This window comes from Rhizorhabdus wittichii (genome assembly GCF_017607425.1).
In the GTDB taxonomy this organism is placed as follows: Bacteria; Pseudomonadota; Alphaproteobacteria; order Sphingomonadales; family Sphingomonadaceae; genus Rhizorhabdus; species Rhizorhabdus wittichii.
Genome location: NZ_CP059319.1, coordinates 3,649,374 through 3,670,127, shown reverse-complemented (window position 1 = coordinate 3,670,127; position 20,754 = coordinate 3,649,374). Strand labels below are relative to the sequence as shown.

The following is a 20,754-nucleotide window of genomic DNA, read 5'->3' as shown; positions in this document are numbered from 1 at the left end:
TCAGCGAACCTCGGTCGAGATTATCGGCCGGGTGGCATGCGCGTATTCTCTCGTTGCGGTGGTCAAGAGGGGATATCGCTCATCGCCACATAGTCAGACCCTCCTTTGCCTGATGGTGCGCGTTCGCTGACAGGATTCGCTATTCTCTTCGAGGTCGTTCCGGCCGTTGGTTAGGTCCTCTTCTGGAGGAGCGAGCCGGATGCCGTCAGTTTGGGGTTCTTCCACGAGTGGCGCCTTCATATGTCAACAACGTCATGATCGCCCATTGGACGGTCTGACAATACGCGTACATCAAGGTCGCCTCCCCGCCGTTCCTGCAGGTAACGCCCGAGCGGGTTCAGACCGCCCGCCCAGGTTCCGCTGGTGTCGGACGATTAGCTGGTCGCCGCGGCAGGAGCCGCAGGTTCCATGGTCGCCTTGCCCCAGCGAAAGACGCTCTGGTCACGCCAGATCCTGTACATGACGGTGGCGAGCTTGCGGGCCACGGCCACCTTCGCCTTGTTGAAGCCGATACGATTCACAAGCCTCACGCCCCAGGCTTTCAACGTCGACCAGCGCTTGACGCTGACGAGCAGGACCGTGGCGGCCTGCACCAGATGCAGGCGCATGCCGACATCGCCGCGCTTGCTGATGCGGCCGTGGCGATCCTTCTCGCCGGATTGCTGCCGACGCGGCGTCAAACCGAAATACACGCCCACATCGGCGGCGGTCTTGAAGCGCGATGGATCATCCACCGCGGCACGGAACGCCAGCGCTGTGACGGGGCCTACGCCCGGAATCGTCATGAGCTTCCGGCAGATTGGCTCAGTCGCCGCAATAGCCTCAAGCCGTGCATCGGCATCGGTGATATGCCGCGCGAGCACCCGATGCACGTCAAGCAATGGTAGCAGCAGAGCCTTGATCTGGATCCCTATGTCCTGCGCATGCGTCAGGGCATCGACCACCCTGTCACGGAAGGTCTCTGCACCGACATTGCCGCGGGCCACCACAAAGCCAAACGGCTTCAGCAGGCCGCAAAGCTCGTTCTCGAGGTCGACACGCTGCTTGACCAGCCGACCTCGGGCGGCAAGCTGCACCCTCAATTCCTGGCTGGCCTGCTCCCTGACATGGACGATGTTCATCCAGTCGGAACCCATGCGGAGCAGTTCCGCCAGGCCACGCGCATCGTTGCGGTCGGTTTTGTGCCGCTTCAGCGACAAGGCCCGATGGGCATGCACCGCATCCATGCAGACCACATCGAAGCCCATTTTGCGCAAACCATGATAGAGCCATGCGGCCAGGCTCCCCGTTTCCATTCCCAGCTTCAGCGGACCGTCGAGCCGCTTCTGCAAATAGCGACCGATCTCGAACGGGTCGGTCTTCGCTTGGCCTTCCAGAACAACCTGGCCCTGCTCATCCACAACGCAGATGCTCGTGCTGCGCTGGCTGACATCAAGACCTACACTGAAAAGCGCTTCATGCCGGATCACATCCGCCGGCTCGACTTTCATCGCCATGGAGAGCCTCCGATTTCTGCGGTGACTTCGGCGAGTCGTGCATCGCACCCTCGCAACTGGCAGCCTCTTTCAGCCGCATCCCCACCGCAACGACCCTATTTGTCCAGCCGGTTCGCCGGTAAAGTCTCTAGCTGCTGCCCTCCTGAAGAGGATATCCTGGCTTTATTAGGCTATGTCATGATCTTCTTCTCCGTCGATCATTGCAAGTCCACATCATCCATCCCGGAGTGCAACAGTCTCTTCGCGGTCCGGCGCTTGCCATGGCCGTTGGGCCGATCGCCTGCCGCAGTATGGGCATTCACGTGCAAAGGGTGGAGCTTCAACAAGCGTAACGAGGTTGTCGCCACCTCACCTTTAGTCCCGAAGTCTCCGATCCCTCCGCCTCCCGGGAGGACTGTTTCGCCGCTATTGTGCGGGCGAACCTGGTGTGGCCTGCGCGGTTAAGCCGGTAGCCGGCCCTGCATCAGCGCACGGTGCGCCGACACGTCGGCCGCCTTGGCCATGAAGTGGGTGCCGTCGCGCCACAGGCTGAACATGATAATCGCCAGCTTACGCGCGAGCGCGACCTTCGCTTTGTTGAAGCCGATCCGCTTGCTGAGCTTGAGGCCCCAGTCCTTGAGCGTGCTGAACGATTTGGTATTCGACAGCATGACGGTCGCAGCGCCGACCAGATGCGTGCGGGTCAGCTGATTGCCCATCTTGCTGATGCCGCCATGTGTCAGGCTCTCGCCCGATTGATAGACGCGCGGGGTCAGGCCCAGATAGGCGGCCACGTCATCAACATGCCGGAAGCGCGTCGGGTCCTCGATTGCGCTGTAAAACGACATGGCGGTGATCGTACCCACGCCGGGGATCTCCATGAACCGCCTGCAGATCGGGTTCGATGCGGCCAGCAGTTCCAGTTCGCGCTCGATACGGTTGGCCTCGACGTAAAAGCCTTCGCATAGATCGAGCAGTGGCAGGACCCGTGGACGCAGATCGACGCCTTCGGTGTCGGCGATCAGGCACAACTGGTCGATGGCGCGGCTACGGTAGCCGGCGGCGGTTTCCGTCCCGCTCTCGATCCGCCCGCCGTAGACCCGAACCAGGCCGCGGATCATCGCTTCGGTTTCCCGCCGCTGTTTGACGAGACGGTCGCGCATGGTGAGATAGGCCCTGATCTCGAAGCACAGGTTCGATTTGACGTAGACCTCGGTCAGATATTCCCGACCCGTCCGTGTAATCTCGGCGATGCCGCGCGCATCGTTCGTGTCGGTCTTGTTCCGTTTGACCGACAACACGCGATGCACCTGCCGCGCATCGAGCACCACGACCTGGAAGCCCTGCGCGCGCAGCTTGGTCGTCAGATGCGGCGTGAGGCCGCCGCTCTCGATGCCAATAAGGGTGACATGCGATTTGAAGTTTTTACGCAGATAGCGTCCGATCTCGGTCGCGCTGCTTTTCATCGAGACCTGGTGAACAATCGCTCCGTCGCAATCGACGACGCAAACCGCGCTGCTCTTATAGCCGACGTCCAGACCAACCCAGAACCGCGCCGCGGACGGATCAGCCTCCGCCCGCTCGATCGCCGCTACGTAAGCCGGTGCCACAATCTTCTTCGACATGACCGATTCCTTCCCTGCCAAAATTTGGCCAAAAAAGGATATCCTCGCGTCGAGCGCCGGGCAGCAGCTAACCCACAAGCGCATGCGCCTGCGGTTTCCACAGGTTTCGAACATCCGGCTTTGGCCGTCGCCCCGAGAGGACATAGGCGCGACGATATAGGCCAAGGCTGAAGGCGTCGCCGATAACAGGGGACGTAATGATGAAGCTTCATGGATTGATGATCGTCGCCACCGCTATTGCGTTGGCGGGGGAAAGCCGCGCCGCGGAAACGGCTGAGCCCAAAACCGTCTCAACCCCGCTGCCCTGGCAAGAAGCCACAGCGACAGTTGGTTCACCGATCTTCGTGACCTCGGCCTATTATCCCTTACAGGCGATAATATCGCTGGCGCCGCTTCGAGCCGGTAACGATGAGCTGCCCCCCGAATATCCATTGACGCGGATCTCTTCCTCAAAGGGAGTAAAGGCCTGCCTTGTCTACGAGGGGGGCTTTGGTCGATGCGTCAATGACGATGATGGCGATGGGAAATTTGATCGGCTGGGATCCAGGAAGCTCGATGCACCCACCGCATATGTAGAGCGCGAAGTGCCTGATCCGCGACATGCAATCTCTGAGAGCCAATATATCTATTCGGGCGCGACATCTGATACGCTGCACATCACATATCGAGTGATTACCAAAGGTGGACGCACTCAAGCTTTCGAAGAAAAGCTGTCGGTCCCCCTGGGAAAAAGCTTTCCGCAGGGCGTAGCGATCCGGCATGTCAAGATGACCATCCTGTCGATCGACGGCATGGGCATGCGCTATCGGATCGAACAGTGAGGGCGGGCGTTGGCACTCCGTTGCCTATCCGCAGGATGGGCGTGATCGCGGCGGCCACATGCAGCCTCTCGCTCAACGCCTGCAGTCTGCAGCCGCAGGTGACGGCCTGTGAAACCTTCGTGCGGGAAAAGATCGATACTCCAGCGACGTTCAAAGTGGTTTCAACGTCATCGGTTTCGGGATCTGCAAAAGACGTCGCGAGGCTTGATCCTGCCGGTCAGGTGATGCTGGTTTCCATCGAATATGATGCGGCAAACCAATATGGTGCACCTATCCGATCCAAGGCTTTCTGCGCTTTTCCGATGAAGAACGGAAGGCTGCCTTCTCTCGAGGATATGAAACGGCACGCGTCGGCTTCTGCTTGGGCGGTCAAGTTAGGCCTCTATCGTCCGCTTCATACGGAACCGGACCCCGTCGATATACTGAGAATCGACAAGACTTATGAGAGCAAGGTGAACTACGAGTGCTGCATTCCGTAGCTTCGGTGCCCATGCCGATCGCTGATCATTGAGCCGGTGCTTGGTCCGGATAATATGCATATCGATCGGAAGGCACACCATCTGATCTGAGCTTCCTTGCGGGGCGTGACGACTGGGCAAGCCCGCCGAGGACCGTTTTCTGCGCCAATGGCGGACCAACGAGGCAGCAAAATGCCGCCTCGTTGGTCCGCGGTCGGGTCTTCGATCATCGCTGACCTACTATGCTAGAAGCGGCGTCGGCCGGGGAGGGGCGGGCCGGCGCTCCAATTTCGGCCGCCGAATTGGAAACCGGGGAGATTGGTCGAGACGCGAGGGCCGGCGCTCGCAAAGTCATAATTGCTTTGTATGGCCTTGCGAGCTCCCTCCAACGCATAGCGCAGTGAGTCGATGACATGATTGTGGCTGTCGGCGAGCTTAGGCAGGATGTCGCCGGTCAGGCGGTCAGTCTTCCAGCTATACATCAACAGCTCGTCAGCCAAATATCGGCAGCGCGGATGGACGACGATCTCGTAACTGCGCAGGAAATCAATGCCATCTTCTACCGATCCGGGTCCTTTGATCGCAGGGCGTATCCGGAAGCCGCGCTGGGCCATATATTCGATAGTATCGGATCGGGCGCTGTCAGCTGTGATCAGATGGCGAATGGCACCAGGAATACCCGGATGGCGGCGAGGGTTTTCCCAGCGCTCGGGGTCACGATTGTCGAAGCCGGCGAACAGCGACGGTAGCTCGTCGATCGGACAGCCAATCATATAGGCTTCCCAGTCGACGAAGAGGTATTTCCCATCCTGATCAGCAATGATCTCGCTGGCAAAAGGCTCGCCCGCCCACCGACCGATAAAGCAACGGACCAACACGGTTGGATCGGCAGCGTGCCCCCAATCGGCCCCAAAGCGGAGAACCGCATCGCTCGGCGCTTCGAAAGGAGACACCCTCCAGCGATCGAATACGCGGGTCGCGCTTCGATCGAGATAGTCGCCATTCCAGATATGCGCATATTTTTCCGGATCGCGCTCCCGGTCATATTCCATGTCGCGGCGGAGAACCTCGGGAAAATTGGGATTATCACGCCAACCAACATTCAGGATGACCGTCCCCGGAGGCGGCCCGCCTTCGCCGCGGAACCGCTGGTCGACCGGATCGCTGCGATAGCGCGGATTGTAGCTCCACCAGATCTCCGACTTATCGCGGCGGATCGTCGGGACGAGTGCTTCGATCGAGGCCTGGCTGATGCTGGCCGCCTCTTCGACCCAGACCAGGGTGTAGCCCTCCAGCGACCTGATGGCATTGTCCTTGCCGTGCAGCCCCATGAAGGTGAAGACCGATCCGTTCTGACCGCGGATCTCCCGTTCGGTGATGGTGAAGAAGTATCCAAGGCCCAGCCTGTGAATCCAGTCCTCGATCAGCTTCTTGGAGCTGTCACGGATCGAGTTTTGAAACTCGCGGGTGCACAGGATTCGCTCGGCCCTGCGCAGGGCACGTTCGAGGAGCTTATATGCGATCGTCCAGGACTTGCCCCCGGCCCGGCCGCCGTAAAGCACGCGATGACGAACGGACGAGCGATCGGGAGCGAGAGGGACGTCGAGCCACTGCGCCCATTCGGGCAAATCGACTTCGATCATTTCTCAGTCCCCCACAGATCGTCCGGCGGCGGCGCGATCCTCGATCCGTCGGCCTTTTGGTAGGTGATCATCATCTGCATCGCCTGCTGCTCGAGGAGCCGCGGCGCATGTTTTTCGATCATGCCAAGTATCGAGGTGAGATCCCGCGACGAACCGGTCACCATCATCTGGACGAGGCGCTCGATCATGATCTCGCCCGCTTTCATCGAAACGATCTGATCACCTCGCTTGATCTTGCGGCGGCGGTTGAGAGCTTCGTGCAGGATTTCGGGAATGGAGAGCGTCTGGGAACGTTCCTTTTTCTTTCCCCTGGCGGCCTGATTGCCGGGCTTGAACTGATGCTTGCGCGGCGGCTTGCCATAGCCGACCTCATAGTCCTTGCTCATTGAGCGTCTCCGCTGTTCGACCGGCGCTTGACGATACGGCCCGTCCAGGCGTTGACGGGTTCGATGCCCGTCACGTCACAGAAGCGGCGGAGCGTCACGTCCGCATATTTCGGATCGAGTTCCATGACGGCCGCGGTGCGACCGGTGCGCTCGGCGGCAATGATCGTGGTGCCGCTTCCCGAGAAGACGTCGAGCACGAGGCCGCCCCGGGTCGAGCAGTCGAGGATCGCCTCGGCGACGAGCGCGACCGGTTTGACCGTAGGGTGCATGGCGAGCTTCTCGGCCCGGCCCTTCCCGAAGCTGTTCATGCCGGCCATCGTCCAGACATTGGTCCGGTTACGACCATGTTTGCCGAGTTCGATATTATTGATGTGGGGGGCAGTCCCGGACTTGAAGACCACGACCAGCTCGTGCTGCGAGCGATACAGTGAGCCCATCCCACCCTGGGCCTTCACCCAACAGATGATATTTTTTACCTCGGTGTAGACTTCGCCGGCATTGAGCATGATGCCGACGCCGCGCCAGTCGATGCACTGGAAGTGGATCGAACCATCGGTGCTAAAGGCGACCAGATTCTCGAAGACCGTCCGCAGGAAGTTACGGAACTCGTCGTCACTCATCTCGCCCGAGCCCATGACGAACTCGTCATGTTTCGCTTTGCCGAGGCCGGAGACGTTGCCCTTGATGCGAACATTGAACGGCGCGTCCGCAAAAATCATCTGGGCGCGTTCGCTGCCGAGGAGCACCTGATAGCTGAGCGGATCCAGCGCGCTACCGACGAAGAGCCGGTGACGGCCGAGCAGCCAGAGATCGCCAAGGCGGGAGACCCGCTCGACCGTGGCGGGATCGACGGGAGTGTCGGCAATATCGACCTCGGGCTTCGGCTTATGCTTTTCCTCGATGAGGACATCGATCCGGGCCAGCTCGAAGCCGGTGTCGGTGATCTCGAACGCCTCGTCGGCGGCCGCCAGTTCCTCCAGCTCGTCGGCCAGGAGCACGCTGTCCCACGTGGACAGATCCCCGAGCTGATTGTCAGCCAGCATGAAAGCGCGCGCCTGCATCGGGGTCATATGGCTGACGGTGACGGTCGGGATCTGCGACAGCTTGAGCTCGGTAGCGGCCTGCACCCGGCCATGGCCGGCGAGAATTTCACTCTCCGGATTGATGATGACCGGCACGTTGAAGCCGAAGGATTTGATCGATGCCTTGAGCTGGCTGATCTGGCGAGCGCTATGCCGGCGGGCATTGCGACTATGGGCCGATAGCGACGTCGGCGGGCGGTAGATGATCTCGAGGGCGGTCAAAGGATACTCCCATGTCAAAAAGGGAGTCCCATTTACTGTAGCAGAAAATGAGCGTTAAGCCTGAAAGGTCAAATCCTGTGGCGGGCGGACCCATGGGACGTGATTTCAAAGACTTAGGCGGAATCGCCTCTTCCAGCATCTCGAAACGTGCGAAATAGGGGCCTTTTCCTCATTTCGCACGTTGCGAAATAAATAGCCTGAATGTCCGCCTTCGACGCGAATCGCTACTCGGTCTGCTGACCGATATTCACCGGCAAACTGGCAACGCTATGGCCGCTTACCCGGTACGGTGCGGACGATATCGCGTCATTGCCAACACGCTTCCCGTTCCTGGCTTCTATTTTCCCGTTCGATTTGAAACGGGAATTCTGTGTTGAAGGCCCGCATTTTCGGGCGTCCGGGTGCCGAGGGAACCCCGGATTGCTCACACTCAGCGAGCTTTCCCGTAAAAATTCCCGTTCATACGGGAACAGGACGGCAGAGAGCGGTTCTCACGGGACTGTAAGGCGCACCACCCAGTCTGAAATCGCTGAGTCAAAGAGTTTCCGCTTCGGCGGAGCTCTCCATTCGCGCGCAGTTCCGCGGGGTTCTAGGGACGTGGCGAACAGCGTTGAGGTCGAGAGACGCGCTGAGCTGCGGCATCATGGCGAAAGAAAAGGGCCGCGTCTCAGGCGGCCTAAATTCTGACCTCAGCGGTGGTTCAGGCGATGCCGAGCAGACCGCGCTGGCTGTGCCAGGCGAGTGGAAGATCGGTCGCCAGCAGGGACTTTGCCGTGAGGCTGGATGGCTGGCGTCCCTCGACGATGGCGGTGACGATATCGGGGGCCAGGCAGCTGATCGCCAGCAATCGTCCCAGCCGCTTGCGGCAGCGGCCGGCTTCGGTTGCGATCTGAAGCAGCGATTTGGTTCCCGATGCGAGCAACAGTTCACGCGCCGCAATGGCCTCGCCCATCAATGCGAGCAGCTTCGGATCGCGTCTGCGCTCCTGCATTGTGGCTGTGGCGGGCGCGGGAATAATCAATCGGATCTGATGGCCGCGACGGACGCGCACTGCTTCAGTGGAAATGAGAATGGCTTCTCCATCAGCGAGGCTGGTGGCCAGCTGCGCTGCGAGGCCATTCCGATCCAGCTCGATCTCGATTCGATCCGGTTGCAATGTGATCCGCCGAACGAGGGCATCGATCAGTCTGCCCTTCTCCGAGGATGATGGGCCAAGCAGATAGGCGGCGGCTATGTCGGCCTTGCTCAAGCTTCGGTGAAGTGTGCTCGCGTCATGCTCTGGAGCCAGCAGGGCGCTCAGCCCGGAGCTGTCCTTCAGAAACTCGGCGAGACGGCGGCAAACCAATGCCTCGATGTCATGCGCGGACACGCGCCATGCCGGTCCGCCATCGAGAGCGTCTGCCCGCGTGATGTAATAGCGATAGCGCTGCGAGCCCTTGTTCGCATGGCTGGGACTCATTGGCCGGTCAGCCCCATCGTGAAGAAGACCGATCAGCAAACTCGAATGCTGGGCGCGGAGTCGGCGGGCGCCGCCATTGGCTCCTGCCGCGATCTTGTCCTGAACCTGCTGCCAGAGCTCGACCGGGACGATGGGGTTATGGTCGCCCGGATAGGCGACGCCCTTGTGAACGATCTCCCCGAGATAGATGCGGTTGGACAGAAGGTGGTAGAGCGTTCCTCGCCGGAAGACACAGCCCCCTCTATGGGGGCCGCTGGTTTGCCGCTGGACCTTGGTACGATAGCCGTCCCGATCCAGCTCTTCGACCAGTTCCCTGACCGAGCCGAGATCGAGATAGCGTCGCATGATGTGACGGACCGTCTCGGCCTCTTCCTCGTGAACGACGAGCTTGCGATCCTGGACGATATAGCCGAGCGGCACAGGGCCTCCCATCCAGAGGCCTTTCTTCTTCGAAGCGGCGATCTTGTCGCGGATGCGCTCGCCGGTGACCTCGCGTTCGAACTGGGCAAAGGACAGCAGCACGTTGAGCATGAGCCGGCCCATGCTCGTCGTGGTGTTGAACGCCTGGGTGACTGAAACGAAGCTGGCGCCTGCCGCATCGAGAATCTCGACGATCTTGGCGAAGTCGGCGAGACTGCGGGTCAGCCGGTCGATCTTGTAGAGAACGATGACATCGACCTTGCCGCCGGCGACATCGGCCAGCAGCCGCTTGAGACCTGGCCGCTCCATATTGCCGCCTGAAAAGCCGCCATCGTCATAGCGATCCGGCGCCAGCGTCCAGCCCTCATGGCGCTGGCTCAGGATATAAGCGGAGCAGGCGTCAAACTGGGCGTCGAGGCTGTTATATTCCTGTTCGAGGCCGTCCTCGGTCGATTTGCGGGTGTAGACCGCGCAGCGAAGCTTAGTGCCGCGTCGATCGTCAGCCACGGCTAGCTACTCCGAAGAAGCGAGGGCCGGACCAGTGCGCGCCTGTGACTTCTCGCGCGATGGCGGAGAGGGAGGGATAGTGCCGGTCGTTCCAGAGAAAGCCTTTCTCAAGGGCCTCGACCGAAATGATCTGGCTGTTCCACTCACGTACGAAGCGAGTGCCGGGCCGAACTTCCGCGGTTGGTTTGATGGTCTCGGCCTCCTTTGATGACGCGCGTTGTAGCTCGCGCAGAACCGCTGCCGGCAAGCCGCCATGGCGCCGTTCCTGCAGGCGATGGGCGAGCAGGCGTTTCAGCAGAGCATCGGACACCGAGGGCGGTTCGGCTGCGCCCGCCCTCAGCCATTCCTCGCGGAGCTGCGCCGACGACATGGTCGTCAGCGCAGTCAGCTGCTTGTCGGTTTTCGACATGGTCAGGCGACAGCCATGGTGGCGTAACAGGTCGCGCCGTCACGGGTCGCCTTTTCGAGGATATGGCCTTTCTTGCGCAGGCCGGTCAGAGCCGCGCGTGTCGTGTGCGGCAACCAACCCGTCGCATCGATGAGTTCAGCCAGCGTCGCTCCCTGCTCCCGGCGGAGCATGTCCAGCACCATATCGATTTTCTTCACCGGTTTTGCGGTCGGAGGCTGCACCTCGCCTGCGGCTGCTTTGCCTTTGTCGGTAATGATGAGACCGAAGGTCTTGCCTTCTCCGATTCGCCAGACCTGAGTCTGATCGCCGGTTTCGACCTCCATCGCGAACTTGTGTTGGAGCAACTCGCCATAGGAGGTGCGGAGCATCTCACTCAGCTCGCCAAGTCCTTCCGGTGGCGGCAGCAAATTACCGTCAGGTCGCGTTGCGGCGGCGGACAGGATGAGCTTGTGGATGTCAGTAAGCTTGAACTTGGCCATGGATGGTCTCCTTTAGGGAGCGACGTCATGTCGTTCCCACCACCCACAGCCCCGCCGGTCAGACCGATCAGGGCGGCGGCCAATATCCAGGGCCGCGATTCAGTGACGACACCAACGCTCTGCCGGCGACGGAAGTCGAGCAAATTGTGGCGGTGGCGAACGACCTTTTCCTCCATTTTGAACTTAATGGCTGGAATTGGGCCGGTTAGAGACTGTCTGCTCCTAGGCTGAAATCTTGAGAAGCAGACATTTGGAGGCTCTTGTCCGCCGTCAGCGCCAATGGCACAGATTTGAGGTTGTGATGTAAGGAGGATTTGGGCTTCGTCGTAGTGACGAAGGAACGAAGATGAAGCCCAAATCCTCAAGCGTAAAATCGGCCCGCAAACCCAAGGCGTCGGCCGAACAGGTGGTGAAGGATATCCGGCGCGCGACACGCCGGCATTTCTCGGCGGAGGACAAGATCCGCGTGGTTCTGGAGGGCTTGCGCGGCGATGACAGCATCGCGGAGCTGTGCCGCAAGGAGGGCATTGCCCAGGGCTTGTATTATACTTGGTCAAAGGAGTTCATGGAGGCCGGGAAGCGTCGGCTGGCGGGCGACACCGCCCGTGCCGCGACGAGCGGCGAGGTACAGGATCTGCGCCGTGAGGCGCGTGCCCTGAAGGAGGCCGTCGCCGACCTCACGCTCGAAAACCGGCTGCTGAAAAAAAGCATGATCGCGGATGGGGGAGACCCCGAATGAGGTATCCGGGATCCGAGAAGCTGGAGATCATCCGCATCGTCGAGCAGTCGCACCTGCCGGCGAAGCGGACCCTCGACCAGTTGGGCGTCGCGCGGCGGACCTTCTACCGATGGTATGATCGCTATCTCGAAGGCGGCCCCGAGGCGCTGGAGGATCGTCCTTCCGCGCCGAGCCGGGTCTGGAACCGCCTCCCCGGCGCCATTCAGGACCAGATCGTCGAGATGGCACTGGAGCAGTCCGATCTGTCGCCCCGCGAACTGGCGGTGCGCTTCACCGATGAGAAGGACTATTTCGTCTCGGAATCAACGGTCTACCGCCTGCTCAAGGCGCATGACCTGATCACCAGCCCGGCCTTCGTCGTGGTCAAGGCGGCCGACGAGTTCCATCGCAAGACCAGCCGCCCGAACGAGATGTGGCAGACCGATTTCACCTACTTCAAGATCATCGGCTGGGGATGGATGTACCTCTCCACCGTGCTCGACGATTTCTCGCGCTACATCATCGCCTGGAAGCTGTGCACCACGATGCGGGCCGAGGACGTGACCGACACGCTGCAACTCGCGCTCGAAGCCTCAGGCTGCGACCACGCCACCGTCAGGCACAAACCAAAGCTGCTCAGCGACAACGGACCGAGCTACATCGCCGGCGAACTCGCCGACTGGATCAAAGCCCATGACATGAGCCATGTTCGCGGCGCTCCGCTACATCCCCAGACCCAGGGCAAGATCGAGCGCTGGCACCAGACCCTGAAAAACCGCATCCTGCTGGAGCACTACTTCCTGCCTGGCGATCTCGAACGGCAGGTCGAGGCCTTCGTCGAGCATTATAACCATCGCCGCTATCACGAGAGCCTCGACAACGTGACACCGGCCGACGCCTATTTCGGCAGGGCCGCCGCCATTATCGAACGGAGGAAACGCATCAAGCGAAAGACCATCGAACAGCGACGCTTGCTTCACCGCAAGCTCGCCGCCTAAACATCAACCCCAGACGAGGCCCGATCTCCTCTTCTCTGCGCAACCATCTGCGCCAAATGTCCCGACGACGGACACTCTGAGGCCAGCATCGTGCGAACGCTAATCGAGCCAATTTGAACTATAGAGGTGGATATCGTCTTCCATCAGCCGAAGCCGCGCGATCTTCTCGGCGATCACCGCTGGCTCGAGATCCTCGCGATAATCTCGAACCCCCGCCAGATAAGCTTCAAGTTCGGTCGTAACGCCTTGCCGTTTCCAATACGTCAGCAGGCGATCGATCCTCTCCAATTCCACGAGACGCTCCCCCTGACGATTGAGAAACTGCGCCCGATAACCATCCACTCTTGCCTGCGCCTCGGCCAGTCGCCGATGACGTGCCTGCTCTTCCCATTCAGCCTTCTGTTGAGCGCGGCGAATGACCTCAAGCTGCGCCTACGATGTCATATTGTGGATGGGTTGCTCCCATCCACTGTCACTGTGTTTTCAATGAAACCAAGTGTTTCAATCTCAACGCGCACTATATCGCCTATATTCAAATAACCGGCCGGTATCATGTATTTTCCGACGCCGGACGGTGTGCCGGTAGCCAAGATGTCGCCCGGCTCCAACGTAAAGGCGGACGAAAGCTCCTCGATCATTTCGCCGACGCTGAAGATCATGTCCGAGGTGCGAGCTTTCTGTCTGAGCGATCCGTTCACGAAAGTGCGCAAGCTCAGGTCGCCTATGTCGACCTCGTCGGCCGTCGTGATCCAAGGACCGATGGGCCCGTGGGTATCGAAGGACTTGCCCAGCGTGTGGGTAGGCGACCGGGCCTGCCAGTCGCGAACTGATATGTCGTTGCAGACCAGGAAGCCGAAGATGAATTCCGCGGCATCGGCAGCCTTCACATTTCGGCACCGCTTGCCGATCACCACTCCCAGCTCGCCTTCATAATCGAGCTCGTCGGAGCCCGCGGGCTTCAGGATGGGATGATTGGGGCCGGTCACGCAGCTCGTCTGCTTGTTGAACCAGATCTGGTGATCGCCGGTTGACCGTGCCGCTTCGCTCTCGACGCGATGTTCGCGGTAATTGCCGCCGAGTCCGAGGAATTTGGACGGTCGCAGGATGGGCGCCAGCAGTTCGACGTCGGCTAGAGCTATCGGCGCGTCCGCCCTTACGTCGCGTATTGCGAGATATCGCGCCACATCTCCCTCCGCCTTCTCGATCAGATCCCGAAGATCGCGCACATCGGGCAGGGCACATGAAAGGCCGCAGACACAATTTCCGGTGACGAGGCCGAAGACTGTGTTTCCGGCATGGCGGTAGGTCGCGAATTTCACTGTCTTCTTCCACTAGCTATCGACACGAGCAGAGCAGTCGCGCTCCATCGCCACCGGGCAGGGCTGCGACGGCCGCACGCAGGTGCCGGAACCGCGTTGTCCGATCAGGCCAGGGCCAAGCCCGAACGACAGGAGCTATCAGGGCGGTCGCGCGGTCGAAGCTCAACCCACGAAACTCATCGGGCTTTGTCGCGCCGTGGAGCAGGCGACCATCCTTCAGCTCGAGACTCAACGTCGCGCTATAGGGTTCGACCGACGAAGAGCCGTGGATCCGGATCGACGCGCTCAGATCATGGAGAGCACCCACGTTATATTCCTCGCGAAAATGGCGCACCTCAGGTTGGCCATCGCGAAGCGTGCCGGCCAACATGAACGGCGCACTCATGACCGCCGCTCCCTCGCTCGCGAACGGACCATGATCGCTCACGCCCGGATAGGTGCTATCATGCATATTCATCGTTACGGTTAGCCGCTCGACATCGGCTGCGGTGGCACTTGCCTCGGCCATGAGCGCGGCAAGCGCCGCTACCGGCAGCTGGTTGATGAAGCAGCCAGGGAAAGGCTTGAGCTCGGTTTCGGTGATGAGCCAAGCGGGGCGGGTATCGAACGGCCGGGGCTTCGCGTCGAAAGCCTTGTAAAGACCCTTTGCCCCATCGAGAATGGAGGCAGAGCCCGTGGAGCCAGCGGCGGCCAGATCCGCCGCGACGATCCCTGCCGCGGCGCTGCGGCCCGCCTGCCAGCGCCAGTCGTCGCTACCTTCCACCCAGCATTGTATGGAACCGGAGCCGGCATCAAACCCGAGTGCGATCGCATGTGCGATCGTTTCCACGGGCTGGCCACGGAGCACGGCGATACCGGCGGCCGAAGCCGCCGGTCCAAACCATGACGTCGTCCTCAGACCCTTGCCGCGAAGAGTATCGGCAAAGCCCTCGGCCGCCGTCGCCGCGATCTCATATGCAGCAATGATCCCCCGGACCAGCGCTGCACCGGTCCGGCTCTCCGCCTCGGCGACAGCCAGAAGGGCCGGCAGCGCGACACATCCGACATGGCCGGACAAACCGCGATGAGAATCGTTCTGCCCGCGCGATGCGAACAGCACGGCATTGGCAGCGGCGACCTCGGCGACGGAACGCCCACTGCCGGTTGCCAGCAAACCGTGCTCCGCCCCTGCCGGCAATGTCTGCCATACAGGCTCGTCGCTATTCCCCGCACACGCCATGGTCAGGCCGAAGATGAGACATGCCTTAGCCTGGTCCAGCGCGCGCGGAGGAAGGTCGGCGGATCCGACGGCAGCGGCGCGAGCAGCCAGCGTCTGTATGACGGTCGTCACCGATCAGAACCTGTATCGAAGCTCCACGCCATAGGTCCGCGGAGCGCCGGGATAATATTCGTCGCCCAAGGTCGACGACGCGACCGAGGCGTAATAGCGCTTGTCGAATATGTTCTTGCCATAGATGCGCAGGTCGAGTCCGTCGCGAAGCTCGTAGGTCACGCCGGCATTGACCAGATTGTAGCTACCGGACGACACGCGGTTCTGGGGATCGAAGAAAACGCCGCTATTGTAGACATCCGTGACAAAGAGATTCACCAGACCGATCTTGTAATCCGCGCTCAGCGTCGCGACCCATTTGGGACTGAGGATGCCGCGGTTGCCCGAGGCATCCTGGAAGGTCTGCGTCAGTCCGGTTGCGGCCACCGCGAAATAGGGCACACCAGCGAAGCTGCCATATCTGCTGTCCAGATAAGCCAGCGCCGCATTCAGCCGAAGGCCGGCGAACGGCGCGACGGACAGGTCCGCGTCAACCCCCTTGATCCTAGCGCTCGCGGCGTTGATCAGCACTACGGCCCCCAAATTGTTCAAAGCGCGGATTTGGATTCCCTTGAACTGTCCGTCGTCGGGACATTTGGCGCAGATGGTTGCGCAGAGAAGAGGAGATCGGGCCTCGTCTGGGGTTGATGTTTAGGCGGCGAGCTTGCGGTGAAGCAAGCGTCGCTGTTCGATGGTCTTTCGCTTGATGCGTTTCCTCCGTTCGATAATGGCGGCGGCCCTGCCGAAATAGGCGTCGGCCGGTGTCACGTTGTCGAGGCTCTCGTGATAGCGGCGATGGTTATAATGCTCGACGAAGGCCTCGACCTGCCGTTCGAGATCGCCAGGCAGGAAGTAGTGCTCCAGCAGGATGCGGTTTTTCAGGGTCTGGTGCCAGCGCTCGATCTTGCCCTGGGTCTGGGGATGTAGCGGAGCGCCGCGAACATGGCTCATGTCATGGGCTTTGATCCAGTCGGCGAGTTCGCCGGCGATGTAGCTCGGTCCGTTGTCGCTGAGCAGCTTTGGTTTGTGCCTGACGGTGGCGTGGTCGCAGCCTGAGGCTTCGAGCGCGAGTTGCAGCGTGTCGGTCACGTCCTCGGCCCGCATCGTGGTGCACAGCTTCCAGGCGATGATGTAGCGCGAGAAATCGTCGAGCACGGTGGAGAGGTACATCCATCCCCAGCCGATGATCTTGAAGTAGGTGAAATCGGTCTGCCACATCTCGTTCGGGCGGCTGGTCTTGCGATGGAACTCGTCGGCCGCCTTGACCACGACGAAGGCCGGGCTGGTGATCAGGTCATGCGCCTTGAGCAGGCGGTAGACCGTTGATTCCGAGACGAAATAGTCCTTCTCATCGGTGAAGCGCACCGCCAGTTCGCGGGGCGACAGATCGGACTGCTCCAGTGCCATCTCGACGATCTGGTCCTGAATGGCGCCGGGGAGGCGGTTCCAGACCCGGCTCGGCGCGGAAGGACGATCCTCCAGCGCCTCGGGGCCGCCTTCGAGATAGCGATCATACCATCGGTAGAAGGTCCGCCGCGCGACGCCCAACTGGTCGAGGGTCCGCTTCGCCGGCAGGTGCGACTGCTCGACGATGCGGATGATCTCCAGCTTCTCGGATCCCGGATACCTCATTCGGGGTCTCCCCCATCCGCGATCATGCTTTTTTTCAGCAGCCGGTTTTCGAGCGTGAGGTCGGCGACGGCCTCCTTCAGGGCACGCGCCTCACGGCGCAGATCCTGTACCTCGCCGCTCGTCGCGGCACGGGCGGTGTCGCCCGCCAGCCGACGCTTCCCGGCCTCCATGAACTCCTTTGACCAAGTATAATACAAGCCCTGGGCAATGCCCTCCTTGCGGCACAGCTCCGCGATGCTGTCATCGCCGCGCAAGCCCTCCAGAACCACGCGGATCTTGTCCTCCGCCGAGAAATGCCGGCGTGTCGCGCGCCGGATATCCTTCACCACCTGTTCGGCCGACGCCTTGGGTTTGCGGGCCGATTTTACGCTTGAGGATTTGGGCTTCATCTTCGTTCCTTCGTCACTACGACGAAGCCCAAATCCTCCTTACATCACAACCTCAAATCTGTGCCATTGGCGCTGACGGCGGACAGGCCCCCAAATTGTTCAAAGCGCGGATTTGGATTCCCTTGAACCTGTAACGGAAGGCCGAAACGTTGAGGCGCACCTTCTTGTCGAAAAGGTCCGATTTGAAGCCGCCTTCGAAGGAGGTGACGTTTTCCGGGTCGACCGGCGATTGCGATGGCGAGGCGATGTTGAACAGGCCGCTGTGGAAACCGGTCGTGTAGGAACCGTAGATCAGCAGATTGGGATCGACCTGATAATCGAGCGCGAAGCGCTTGGTGAGCTTGCGATAGACCTCGTCGCCCGCATAGGGCGTCGTCACGTTCGCCGAGCTCGTCGACAGAGCGGAGAAGGAGCTGTCGTCTATCGTGTAGCGCAACCCGAGCGTGGCGCGCAGTTGATCGGTCAGCGGCACCGTGGCCTGCCCATAGGCCGAATAGGAATTGGTGATCGCCGAAGCGACGATGCGCTGGGTGGGGAAGGCGCGCGACGTCACGCTGGGGCCCGAATAGACGAGCGGGTCGAGCGCGGTCCTGATCCGGAAATAAAAAAGTCCTGCCGCCCAGCTTATCGGAGAACTGGCCGGTGACAGAAGTTGCAGCTCCTCCGAAAAGGTCTTCACGGGATAGTGGATGTCCACCTGCACTGTCGAAGCCGGGCCGATATCGCGATCCTGCGCGAGATCGAGCACGGTTTGGGAATAGGCGGCGATGTTCACCAGCCGCGCCCAGCCGAGATCGCGCCGCGCCGTCAGCGAAAGCTGCTTCTGCTCGATCTCCTTGTTGAAGCGGCCGTCATAGTTGATGTTATAGAAGCCGGTGTTGCCCGTGCCGGGCGTGCCGGTGGTGCGCTCGCCGGGCAGGATCGAGCCGCCCTGTCCGGCGGCGGGATAAGTCTTCGAGTACATGCCCGACGCGACGATGTCGGTATCCTCGTCGGGAGTGAACTTCAGCTTGCTGCGAATAGCCAGCGAGCGGCCCCGATAGGCGTCCGCCCCGTTGAGGACATTCTTGCCCCAGCCATCAGCCTGATGCTCGCGATAGACCGCGATGTCGCCGGCAAGATCCTTCGCCAGCCCTCCGGTGAGATAGAGCTTCTCCGTGTCGGTCCCATAATTGCCATAGCCAACCGCCACGTCACCGTGGAAGGCCTGGGTCGGATCCTTGGTGACGACCTGGATCACGCCGCCCGTCGAATTGCGGCCGAACAGAGTGCCCTGCGGACCCTTGGCGACCTCGATCCGCTCGATGTTGTTGAAGTTGAACAGCAGGCCGGGTGAAGCGGCCTGGTAGACGCCGTCGATATACAGAGCGTTGGCCGACTCGTCGACCGTCGAGCCGCTGGCGCCGACGCCGCGGATGTTGATGTTCGCCCCCGATCCCGTCTCCGAAAAAGTGACGGCAGGCGCGGCGATCGTGATGTCCTGCGAGGCCCGGACACCCATGTTCTCGGCCATCGCCGACGTGATGGCCGAGATCGCGATCGGAACCTTCTGCAGGTTCTGCCCGGTCCGTTGCGCGGTGACGATGATCTCCTCGATACCGCCCGCCTGCTCCGGCGTTGGATCCTGCGCTCGAGCGCCGGTGGGAACGACGCCGCACAGGGCCACGCCTGCCGCCAGCAGCAATTTCTTCCGGTTGCCGATGTCGATCATAAATCCTCCCTCTCTTCTTGTTGAATGCTGCCCCTGATCAGATCGACCGCGCGTTCCGCCATCATGATCACGGGGATGTGCGGATTACCGCTGACGATGCTCGGCATGATCGACGCATCGACCACGCGCAGCCCGTCCACACCGACGACCCGGCATCGGGGGTCGACGACCACGCCCGGATCGGCCGGATCGCCCATGCGACATGTGCCGCTGGCGTGATGGACGGGTGCGGCATGCCGCAGGATGATGTCGCGCAAGGCTTGATCATTGCCGAGCAGTTCGGCCGGATTGACGAGATGCTTGCGCAGCAGGGCCCGCCGCAGGGTTCCCGACAGGCCGAACAGTCCCGTGATGGCCGCGCTTCTGACCGCATTGCCGATCGTCGGCCGGTTGAGCCGGTTGGCCTGGCCGCCTGCAGGTAGGAATATCTCGCGCCGCATGTTCCGCACGTCTTCATCGAGCAGTAGCTCGCAGCCGAGGCGCACCGCCATGGAGAGGCGCCGCATATCCCGATCGTCGTCCAAGATGTTGAATCGGACCTTCGGCGGATCGAGGGGCTGCTCCCCCAGCGTGACGCTCCCGGTCGAGAAGGGTTTGCGAAGCCCGATGCCCAGCGCGCCGACATGGCGGCCCAGTGGATGCCAGGAGGTCCTGTTGTTGGGAAAAATGTGAAGGTCGTTGGCCGGGCATCCCGCCACGTTCGATGAGAACCGCAGAATATTGCTCGGCCAGGCCCTCATGTGTGCCGACTGACGCGCGGCAGCTGGAAGATAGACCGCCAAAGGCATCATGATGTGATTGGACAGGTTCGCGCCCACGCCGTCATTCGCGTGGACGACGTCGATACCCGCATCCCGAAGTTGCCGCATCGGGCCGATTCCCGATCGCATCAGCAACACCGGCGAATGAATGGCGCCGGCGCAGACGATGGTCTCCCATGCGTCGATCCTCTCGCCGCGGCGGAGCTCGATACCGCGAACACGGCCTTGCTCGATCACTAATCGCTCGATCGTCGTCTCCGCAAGGATCGTCAAATTGCTCCGCTGGCGCACGGAGGGGGTCAGATAGGCGGTAGCCGCGGACACCCGACGATCGGGAAGGTTGTTCATCGGGAGTGGCCCGAACCCCTCGCCATATTCGCCATTATAATCGGCAACATAGCGGAACCCCTTCCGCTCCAAGGCCCTGGCGACCGCAAGCGAGAAGCCCGGCCATTGATCGCGCATGTGCCGCCGGATCGGGATAGGGCCCGAATCGCCGTGCATTGGACCATCGAAGTCGAGATCTTGTTCGAGTTTCCGGAAATATGGCAGGACGTCGTCCCAGCCCCAGCCGACCGCCCCTCTTGCGCGCCAGTCATCATAATCCTCGGGCCCGCCTCGCGTGGCCATCATCCCCATGATGCTGGAACTGCCGCCGATCAGCCTTCCCTGCACGAAGCCGCGCGATGCACGCGGCGTGCCGTCGCCGCGGTCTGCGCCAATCTCCGCCACCAACCCCGGCCAGGAGAAGCGCGGATCACCATAGGAGGAAGGATAGGGGTCGACGATCGAGCGTGGCTCCCGACCCGGCGCATGGTCCCGACCCGCTTCCACCAGCAGGACGCGGCAATTCGGGTCTTCGGAAAGTCGGCTTGCCAAGACCGAGCCCGCCGTGCCGCCGCCGACGATCAGATAGTCCCAGTCGGACATG

General features: G+C 61.3%; 18 protein-coding genes. 3 read left to right on the top strand and 15 right to left on the bottom strand.

Features of this window, described 5'->3' with window-relative positions; genetic code table 11:
- Nucleotides 1-374: 374 nt before the first annotated feature.
- Together HRJ34_RS17530 and HRJ34_RS17525 are read right to left on the bottom strand one after the other, a co-directional pair.
- Nucleotides 375-1,496: an IS110 family RNA-guided transposase gene (locus HRJ34_RS17530; RefSeq protein WP_208631983.1), complete on the bottom strand. Its 1,122-nt coding sequence runs from the start codon at nucleotides 1,494-1,496 to the stop codon at nucleotides 375-377.
- Nucleotides 1,497-1,936: 440 nt separating this feature from the next.
- On the bottom strand, nucleotides 1,937-3,100 hold the full coding sequence (locus HRJ34_RS17525; protein ID WP_208631982.1) for an IS110 family RNA-guided transposase: 1,164 nt from the start codon (nucleotides 3,098-3,100) through the stop codon (nucleotides 1,937-1,939).
- A 197-nt stretch (nucleotides 3,101-3,297) separates the two neighbouring features.
- Here HRJ34_RS17525 and HRJ34_RS17520 point away from each other — a divergent pair, with 197 nt between their 5' ends.
- Both HRJ34_RS17520 and HRJ34_RS17515 read left to right on the top strand, forming a co-directional pair.
- Nucleotides 3,298-3,921: a hypothetical protein gene (locus tag HRJ34_RS17520; RefSeq protein WP_208631981.1), complete on the top strand. Its 624-nt coding sequence runs from the start codon at nucleotides 3,298-3,300 to the stop codon at nucleotides 3,919-3,921.
- A gap of 35 nt (nucleotides 3,922-3,956) precedes the next feature.
- A complete protein-coding gene (locus HRJ34_RS17515; RefSeq protein ID WP_208631980.1) occupies nucleotides 3,957-4,400 on the top strand; it encodes a hypothetical protein in 444 nt (147 codons plus the stop codon).
- A 224-nt stretch (nucleotides 4,401-4,624) separates the two neighbouring features.
- On the opposite strand, the gene HRJ34_RS17510 is transcribed toward HRJ34_RS17515, so the two are convergent.
- From HRJ34_RS17510 to HRJ34_RS17485, 6 genes are all read right to left on the bottom strand, one after another.
- A complete protein-coding gene (locus tag HRJ34_RS17510; protein ID WP_208631979.1) occupies nucleotides 4,625-6,022 on the bottom strand; it encodes a PBSX family phage terminase large subunit in 1,398 nt (465 codons plus the stop codon).
- Nucleotides 6,019-6,408 (bottom strand): DUF5681 domain-containing protein, encoded by a 390-nt coding sequence (locus tag HRJ34_RS17505; RefSeq protein WP_208631978.1) that lies wholly within the window; start codon nucleotides 6,406-6,408, stop codon nucleotides 6,019-6,021. The genes HRJ34_RS17510 and HRJ34_RS17505 overlap by 4 nt, the downstream gene beginning before the upstream one ends.
- Entirely contained in the window at nucleotides 6,405-7,712 is a 1,308-nt protein-coding gene (locus tag HRJ34_RS17500; protein ID WP_208631977.1) for a site-specific DNA-methyltransferase, read from the bottom strand. The genes HRJ34_RS17505 and HRJ34_RS17500 overlap by 4 nt, the downstream gene beginning before the upstream one ends.
- A gap of 700 nt (nucleotides 7,713-8,412) precedes the next feature.
- Complete coding sequence (locus HRJ34_RS17495; protein WP_047169674.1) at nucleotides 8,413-10,098, bottom strand: recombinase family protein; 1,686 nt, start codon at nucleotides 10,096-10,098, stop codon at nucleotides 8,413-8,415.
- Complete coding sequence (locus tag HRJ34_RS17490; RefSeq protein WP_208631976.1) at nucleotides 10,091-10,507, bottom strand: DUF2924 domain-containing protein; 417 nt, start codon at nucleotides 10,505-10,507, stop codon at nucleotides 10,091-10,093. The genes HRJ34_RS17495 and HRJ34_RS17490 overlap by 8 nt, the downstream gene beginning before the upstream one ends.
- Before the next feature lie 2 nt (nucleotides 10,508-10,509).
- Nucleotides 10,510-10,986: a DUF3489 domain-containing protein gene (locus tag HRJ34_RS17485; protein ID WP_047169676.1), complete on the bottom strand. Its 477-nt coding sequence runs from the start codon at nucleotides 10,984-10,986 to the stop codon at nucleotides 10,510-10,512.
- A 346-nt stretch (nucleotides 10,987-11,332) separates the two neighbouring features.
- On the opposite strand from HRJ34_RS17485, the gene HRJ34_RS17480 reads away from it, so the two are divergent.
- A protein-coding gene (locus tag HRJ34_RS17480; RefSeq protein ID WP_150289884.1) for an IS3 family transposase occupies nucleotides 11,333-12,702 on the top strand; the annotation gives its coding sequence in 2 pieces (ribosomal slippage) (nucleotides 11,333-11,687 and nucleotides 11,687-12,702; 1,371 coding nt in all).
- Between the two features lie 99 nt (nucleotides 12,703-12,801).
- On the opposite strand, the gene HRJ34_RS17475 is transcribed toward HRJ34_RS17480, so the two are convergent.
- From HRJ34_RS17475 to HRJ34_RS17445, 7 genes are all read right to left on the bottom strand, one after another.
- Nucleotides 12,802-13,044 (bottom strand): hypothetical protein, encoded by a 243-nt coding sequence (locus HRJ34_RS17475; RefSeq protein WP_208631975.1) that lies wholly within the window; start codon nucleotides 13,042-13,044, stop codon nucleotides 12,802-12,804.
- A gap of 98 nt (nucleotides 13,045-13,142) precedes the next feature.
- Complete coding sequence (locus tag HRJ34_RS17470; protein WP_208631974.1) at nucleotides 13,143-14,021, bottom strand: fumarylacetoacetate hydrolase family protein; 879 nt, start codon at nucleotides 14,019-14,021, stop codon at nucleotides 13,143-13,145.
- 16 nt (nucleotides 14,022-14,037) lie between these two features.
- Complete coding sequence (locus HRJ34_RS17465) at nucleotides 14,038-15,351, bottom strand: MmgE/PrpD family protein (RefSeq protein WP_208631973.1); 1,314 nt, start codon at nucleotides 15,349-15,351, stop codon at nucleotides 14,038-14,040.
- Between the two features lie 3 nt (nucleotides 15,352-15,354).
- On the bottom strand, nucleotides 15,355-15,861 hold the full coding sequence (locus tag HRJ34_RS17460) for a TonB-dependent receptor domain-containing protein (protein ID WP_208631972.1): 507 nt from the start codon (nucleotides 15,859-15,861) through the stop codon (nucleotides 15,355-15,357).
- 120 nt (nucleotides 15,862-15,981) lie between these two features.
- A protein-coding gene (locus HRJ34_RS17455) for an IS3 family transposase (RefSeq protein WP_150289884.1) occupies nucleotides 15,982-17,351 on the bottom strand; the annotation gives its coding sequence in 2 pieces (ribosomal slippage) (nucleotides 15,982-16,997 and nucleotides 16,997-17,351; 1,371 coding nt in all).
- Between the two features lie 52 nt (nucleotides 17,352-17,403).
- Entirely contained in the window at nucleotides 17,404-19,062 is a 1,659-nt protein-coding gene (locus HRJ34_RS17450) for a TonB-dependent receptor (protein WP_208631971.1), read from the bottom strand.
- On the bottom strand, nucleotides 19,059-20,753 hold the full coding sequence (locus tag HRJ34_RS17445; protein ID WP_208631970.1) for a GMC family oxidoreductase: 1,695 nt from the start codon (nucleotides 20,751-20,753) through the stop codon (nucleotides 19,059-19,061). Before HRJ34_RS17445 ends, HRJ34_RS17450 begins: the two co-directional genes overlap by 4 nt.
- Nucleotide 20,754: the final 1 nt, after the last annotated feature.

Bases quoted from the DNA above. Each gene is read 5' to 3' on its own strand.
- HRJ34_RS17530 (WP_208631983.1), bottom strand. From the start codon at position 1,496: ATGGCGATGAAAGTCGAGCCGGCGGATGTGATCCGGCATGAAGCGCTT.
- HRJ34_RS17525 (WP_208631982.1), bottom strand. From the start codon at position 3,100: ATGTCGAAGAAGATTGTGGCACCGGCTTACGTAGCGGCGATCGAGCGG.
- HRJ34_RS17520 (WP_208631981.1), top strand. From the start codon at position 3,298: ATGATGAAGCTTCATGGATTGATGATCGTCGCCACCGCTATTGCGTTG.
- HRJ34_RS17515 (WP_208631980.1), top strand. From the start codon at position 3,957: ATGGGCGTGATCGCGGCGGCCACATGCAGCCTCTCGCTCAACGCCTGC.
- HRJ34_RS17510 (WP_208631979.1), bottom strand. From the start codon at position 6,022: ATGATCGAAGTCGATTTGCCCGAATGGGCGCAGTGGCTCGACGTCCCT.
- HRJ34_RS17505 (WP_208631978.1), bottom strand. From the start codon at position 6,408: ATGAGCAAGGACTATGAGGTCGGCTATGGCAAGCCGCCGCGCAAGCAT.
- HRJ34_RS17490 (WP_208631976.1), bottom strand. From the start codon at position 10,507: ATGTCGAAAACCGACAAGCAGCTGACTGCGCTGACGACCATGTCGTCG.
- HRJ34_RS17485 (WP_047169676.1), bottom strand. From the start codon at position 10,986: ATGGCCAAGTTCAAGCTTACTGACATCCACAAGCTCATCCTGTCCGCC.
- HRJ34_RS17450 (WP_208631971.1), bottom strand. From the start codon at position 19,062: ATGATCGACATCGGCAACCGGAAGAAATTGCTGCTGGCGGCAGGCGTG.
- HRJ34_RS17445 (WP_208631970.1), bottom strand. From the start codon at position 20,753: ATGTCCGACTGGGACTATCTGATCGTCGGCGGCGGCACGGCGGGCTCG.